The organism is Lysobacter enzymogenes, assembly GCF_017168095.1.
In the GTDB taxonomy this organism is placed as follows: Bacteria; Pseudomonadota; Gammaproteobacteria; order Xanthomonadales; family Xanthomonadaceae; genus Lysobacter; species Lysobacter enzymogenes_D.
In genome coordinates, this window is the sequence record NZ_LXSD01000461.1 from 1 (window position 1) to 4,273 (window position 4,273).

Here is a 4,273-nt window from a genome sequence, read left to right on the forward strand (position 1 = left end):
CAGCTGCGGCGCAGGTTTCGGCGTAGTTGCGGTGTCGCGGTCGCGGCTCGCGCCGCTCCTACAGGGGGATCGCCCGCATTCGAAGGACTGCGAGCCGCCGCCGGTCATGACGCTGCCCCCGCCCTGCGGCCATAATCGGCCCTCCCCCGCCGCGCCGACGTCCGCATGAGCCTCGCCATCCGCCGCGCCCGTTCCGCCGACCTCGACCTGGTCGCGCCGCTGTTCGACCGCTACCGGCATTTCTACACCCAGCGCGACGACGCCGAGGTCTCGCGCGCCTTCATCGGCGAGCGCCTGCAGCGCGGCGATTCGGTGCTGCTGCTGGCCGCGCTCGACGACGCCGCGGCCGCCGGCTTCGTCCAGCTCTATCCGACCTTCTCCTCGGTGCGCGCGGCGCGGGTGTGGGTGCTCAACGACTTGTTCGTCGAGCCCGGCGCGCGCCGCCGCGGCGTCGCCCGCGCCCTGCTCGAGGCCGCCGCCGAATTCGCGCGCAATGACGGCGCCGCGCGCCTGGAGCTGGAAACCGACCACGACAACGCCCAGGCGCAGGCGCTGTACGACGCCGCCGGCTGGCAGCGCTTCGACGGCACCCAGCGCTATCACTTGTCGCTGGCGCAAGCCGGCCTGCCGCCGGCGCAAGCCTGAGCGCCGCGAGCCCCGCGCCATGACCGATCCGCGCGCCGCCCTGCGCCAGTCCCTGCGCGCCCACCCCGGCGACGCGATGGGCTGGGTGATGCTGGCCGAACACGAACTCGACGCCGGCGACGCCGCCTCGGGCGAACTCGCCGCGCGGCGCGCGCTGGAACTGCGCCCCGGCCATCCCGAGGCGCTGGCGCGGCTGGGCCGCGCGCAATGGATGCAGGGCCGCCGCGACGAAGCCGTGCACAGCCTGCGCGCGGCGACCCGCGCGGCGCCGCGGCACCCGGGCATGGCGGTGTGGCTGGGCCATGTGCTGGAAGACGTCGGCGACGCCGAAGGCGCGCTGGCCGCCTACGCCCACGCCTACGCGCTGGCGCCGCAGGAACCGCAGCTGGCCGCCTACCTGCTGGCGTGGCGGCGCAAGCTGTGCGATTGGCGCGATCTCGACCGCCTCGCCCGTCAGGTCCGCGACGCGGTCGCGCGCGCGCAGGCCTCGGTGGAGCCGTTCGCCTTCCTCAGCGAGGACGCCAGCGCCGCCGAACAGCGCCGCTGCGCCGGCCTGCGCGCGTCCGCGATCGCCCGCGCCGTGCCCACGCTGCCGCCGGCGCCGCTCAAGGACGCGCACGCGCCGGTGCGCGCCGGCTTCCTCTCCAACGGCTTCGGCAACCATCCCACCGGCTTGCTGACGGTGGCCTTGTTCGAAGCGCTCAAGCGCCGCGGCGGATTGGAAGTGCATCTGTTCGCGCTCAACCGCGACGACGGCAGTACGATCCGCCGGCGCCTGCGCGAGGCCGCGCAGCAACTGCACGACGTCGCCCAGCAGCCGCACGCGCGCATCGCCCAGAGCATCCGCGGCGCCGGCATCGACGTGTTGTTCGACCTGCGCGGCTGGGGCGGCGGCGGCACCCCGGAAGTGCTGGCGATGCGGCCGGCGCCGGTGCAGGTGAACTGGCTGGCCTATCCGGGCACCAGCGCCGCGCCGTGGATCCATTACGTGCTCGCCGACCGCTTCGTCCTGCCCGAGCCGATGGCCGAGCACTTCAGCGAAACCGTGGCCTGGCTGCCGCGTTGCTTCCAGCCCTCCGACACCGCCCGCGTCGTCGCCGAACCGCCGGACCGCGCCGCCTGCGGCCTGCCCGCGCAGGGCGTGGTGTTCTGCTGCTTCAACAACAGCTACAAGCTCAACCCGCGCAGTTTCGCGCGCGCGCTGGCGGCGCTGCGCGGCGTGCCCGGCAGCGTGCTGTGGCTGCTGTCGGGGCCCGGCAACGCCGACACGCGCCAGCGCGAGGCCGCGGCCGGCCACGGCATCGATCCGGCGCGGCTGGTGTTCATGCGCAAGCAGCCGCACGCCGATTACCTGGCGCGGCTGCGCCATGCCGACCTGTTCCTCGACACCCATCCCTACAACGCCCACACCACCGCGTCCGACGCGCTGTGGGCCGGCTGCCCGGTGCTGACCGCGCCCGGCACGACCTTCGCCGCGCGCGTGGCCGGCAGCCTCAACCACCACCTCGGCCTGGACGAGATGAACGTCGCCGACGACGCCGCCTTCGTCGCCCGCGCGATCGCGCTGGGCAACGATCCGGCCGCGCTGGCGGCGCTGCGCGCGCGACTGGCGGCGCGGCGCGCGGACAGCGGCGTGTTCGACATGGACGGCTTCGCCGTCGACTTCGCCGCGATGACCCTGGCGATGGCCCGGCGCCAGCGCAAGGGCGAGGCGCCGACGCCGCTGCAGGGGCCGGCGCGGGTCTGACGCGGGCGCGTCGCGCCGCCGCGCGCGCAAGCGGCGCGATTAACTCCGCGTGGACCGCGCGTTCACGTGCGTCGTCTGTGGCTGCGGCTACGGTCGCAGCTTGCAACTGAATCGTTCAGACGCCGCGCGCGCGGCCTGACGCGGAGGAACGCAATGCGTAGACTGGCTGCCTTCTCGCCGTTCGCCGAACCGCCCTTGAACACGCTGCACCTCGAATTGCGCACGGCCACCGCACGCCAACATCAAGACCTCGACGCCGCCCTCGCCGGCGCGCTCGACGACCGCGGCGGCTACACCCGCTATCTGCTCGGCATGCTCGCGCTGGTCGAACTGCTGGCGGCGGCGCCGGCGGCGGTGGATGCGCGCGCGGCCTGGAGCGAATGGGTCGATCCGCGCCGCCAGGCGCTGCTGCGCCAGGACCTGCGCGACCTCGGCCTGCTGCCGCTGGCGCACGGACTGGCGCCGCTGCCGGGCTCGTGCTGGATGGGCGCGAACTACGTGCTGGAAGGTTCCGCGCTGGGCGCGCGCGTGCTGTTGCGCGCCGCCGAGCGCCTGCGCCTGCGCGAGCCCGGCCTGCCGCTGGCGTTCCTGCAGCATCACGCGCGGCCCGGCGATCGCTGGCCGCGCTTTCTCGGCGAATTGCAGATCCTCGAAGGCGGCCTGCGCGCGGATGCCGTGCGCGGCGCGCGACACGCTTTCGACGTGGTCGCCGATGGATTGATCGAAAAGGAGTCTGCGTGACCGATCCGAAATTGCAGGCGGCCTTCGAGGCCTGCGCGCGCGAACCCATCCACCTCAGCGGCGCGATCCAGCCGCACGGCGCGTTGCTCGCGTTCGCGCCGCGCAGCGGAGCGATCGTCGCGGCCTCCGACAACGCCGGCGAACTGTTCGGCGCCGACGACGCCGTCGCCCTGCTCGGCCAGCCCATCGACGAGCTGTTCGACGCGCACGCGCTGGAGCTGATCCGCGCCAGCGCCGCGGCCTCGCGGCCAGGCGAGTTCCCGCGCCTGGCCGGGCTGGTCAACGCCGGCGTGTGGGGCGGGCTGCATCATCTGTCGGTGCACGTGCGCTCGGACTTGATCCATGTCGAACTGGAGCCGGCCGCGCGCGCCGTCGCCGCGCCGCTGGAAGCGCACGCGATGATCGCCGGGCTCGAAGCCCGCACCCAGGCGACGCCGTTCTTCCAGGCCGTGGCCGAGCAGGTGCGCGCGCTCACCGGTTACGACCGGGTCATGGTCTACGCGTTCCGCCACGATCATTCCGGCGAAGTCGTGGCGCAGTCCCTGGGCGGCGAACTCAGCTCCTACCTGGGCCTGCGCTTTCCCGCATCCGACATCCCGCCGCAGGCGCGCGCGCTGTACCTGGCCAACCGGGTGCGGGTGATTCCCGACGCCGGCTATGCGCCGGTGCCGGTGCGCACCGCGCCGCAGGCGGCGCCGCTGGACATGAGCTTCGACGTGTTGCGCAGCGTCTCGCCGATCCACCTGGAATACCTGCGCAACATGGGCGTGCGCGCGTCGATGTCGATCTCGCTTATCGTCGACGGCCGCCTGTGGGGGCTGATCGCCTGCCACCATCCGCAGCCGCGCGCGGTCGGGCCGCGCGAGCGCATCGCCGCCGACGTGTTCGGCCGCTACGTGTCGCTGTTGCTGAGCACGCGCAACCTCAAGCAGATCGCCGCGGCCGAGACCGCCGCGCGCCTGCACCGCGACCGCCTGGAACAGGCGCTGGCGCAGTCGCCCTCGCTGTTCGCGGTGCTGCGCGAGCAGCCCGACGCGCTGCTCGGCGCGCTCGCCGCCGACGGCGCGGCGGTGGTCGCCGGCAACGACACCGTGCTGGCCGGCGCCGACCTCGACCCGGCGCTGCTGGCGCCGGCCCTGG

At 74.1% G+C, this 4,273-nt stretch carries 4 protein-coding genes; all 4 read left to right on the top strand.

The window, feature by feature from the left end; translation table 11 throughout:
• Nucleotides 1-165: 165 nt before the first annotated feature.
• Nucleotides 166-645, top strand: a complete 480-nt coding sequence (locus tag A7A76_RS19660; protein WP_206412836.1) for a GNAT family N-acetyltransferase — start codon at nucleotides 166-168, stop codon at nucleotides 643-645.
• 19 nt (nucleotides 646-664) lie between these two features.
• Nucleotides 665-2,392: a tetratricopeptide repeat protein gene (locus A7A76_RS19665; RefSeq protein ID WP_206412838.1), complete on the top strand. Its 1,728-nt coding sequence runs from the start codon at nucleotides 665-667 to the stop codon at nucleotides 2,390-2,392.
• A 153-nt stretch (nucleotides 2,393-2,545) separates the two neighbouring features.
• On the top strand, nucleotides 2,546-3,133 hold the full coding sequence (locus A7A76_RS19670) for a biliverdin-producing heme oxygenase (protein WP_206412840.1): 588 nt from the start codon (nucleotides 2,546-2,548) through the stop codon (nucleotides 3,131-3,133).
• A partial coding sequence (locus A7A76_RS19675) for a GAF domain-containing protein (RefSeq protein WP_206412841.1) occupies nucleotides 3,130-4,273 on the top strand: 1,144 nt, incomplete at its 3' end. The genes A7A76_RS19670 and A7A76_RS19675, both read left to right, overlap by 4 nt.

Bases quoted from the DNA above. Each gene is read 5' to 3' on its own strand.
- A7A76_RS19660 (WP_206412836.1), top strand. From the start codon at position 166: ATGAGCCTCGCCATCCGCCGCGCCCGTTCCGCCGACCTCGACCTGGTC.
- A7A76_RS19665 (WP_206412838.1), top strand. From the start codon at position 665: ATGACCGATCCGCGCGCCGCCCTGCGCCAGTCCCTGCGCGCCCACCCC.
- A7A76_RS19670 (WP_206412840.1), top strand. From the start codon at position 2,546: ATGCGTAGACTGGCTGCCTTCTCGCCGTTCGCCGAACCGCCCTTGAAC.